Annotated in this window: 1 protein-coding gene; it reads right to left on the minus strand. The window is 68.2% G+C overall.

Annotated features, from left to right (window positions below):
• Positions 1-10: 10 nt before the first annotated feature.
• A partial coding sequence (locus tag ACZ6NZ_RS32330; RefSeq protein ID WP_465861637.1) for a recombinase family protein occupies positions 11-1,389 on the minus strand: 1,379 nt, incomplete at its 5' end.

Consider the following 1,389-nt stretch of genomic DNA (forward strand, 5'->3'; position numbering starts at 1 on the left):
CTCGGACACGTTATTTCCCCACAAAGCGTGATTTCTCTTCGCGTTTCGAGCGATCCCCGTCCCGTTGGGCGGGGATCTTTGCTGTGCGGGTCAGGACGCTCGTCGGGGCGGTGAGCGGGAAGACCGCCGTGTCAGTTTCGATGGTCCAAGCGTCGTGGTCACACACGATGACCATGTTGTTGAGCCGCAGGTAGCCCGCGACGCTGGCGGGATCCTGGTCGCGCATCGCCGGGTGGTGCCGACGCAGCCAGCTGTCGTGTCGAATCCTGTCCAGGAGATGGTCCTCTCGGACGTAGAGGGTCTTCTGTCGCCTCGACGAGGTGGGGCGGGTGCTGGTATTGCCGTGCCGGCATCGGTAGCTGGCACGGTCGTGGACCCAGTGGGAGTCCATGATCCGGCCGCACACGCCGCAGCAAATCACTCCGGCCAACAAGTAGCAGCGGGGGATGCCATCGGCGGGGGTCGGTGCGGTGTGGATTGCCTGGACGGCGACGAAGTGTTCTTCGCTGACCAGCGGAGTATGCGCGACCTCGCGGGAGATGACCCAGTCAGTGGAGGCGCTCCACCGTTGGATCTCGTGGTGTCGATCGAAGGTTCCCTTGTCAGGGAGGGCGTCACGGTCGGTGCGTTGACGGTTCCAGACCTGCCGCCCGGTGTAGCGGGGGTTGGCCAGGATCGCCGCGACAGTGGTGAGCATCCACTGGCGGCCGCTGCGGTGGGGGTTACGCGCTGGGTCGGCGCCGGACGGGCACGCGACGCCGTTGTCGTTGAGGGCGCGGGCGATGCTGGCCACGCTCCGGCCGGCACGCCGCTGCTCGAAGATCCACCGGACGTGGGGTGCGGTGGCAGGGTCGGGCTCCAAGCGGTGCAGGCGCCGTCCCCAGGCGGCGTGGGCGCGGTTCGGATGAGGGCCGGCGTCGGCGAGCCGGTAGCCGTAGGGTGGCCGGCCGCCGAGATGTCGGCCCTGCAACTCTGCCTGAGCGCGCATGGCCGCGGTGGTGCGATGCCGGGCCCGGGACACCTCCCGCTGGGAGTGCACGCCGAGCAGGTCCAGCAACGCCAACTGCCGCGGGTTGTTGAAGTCCACCGGCCCATAGGTTTCCGGCAGCCACAACTGCACGCCGTGCCGAACGAGGGTAGGGGTCAACTGTTCAAGCTGTTGGCCGTGGAAGGCGCGCTCGTACTCCCCAACAACGATCGCGTCGAATCCGCGCGCCGAGTCCATCACGGCGTCGAGCAGCCGTGCCGCCTGCGGCCGGTCCGGCCAGGGCACTCGGCGGGAGACGCCCTCGTCGAAGAACTCCACCACGATCCGGCCATGACCGGCGACCAAGCCTTCGGCGTGGTCGCGTTGCCACCGGCACGACGACGCCTGATCCTGAAAGTCGA

Source organism: Micromonospora sp. NPDC047756 (assembly GCF_055587245.1).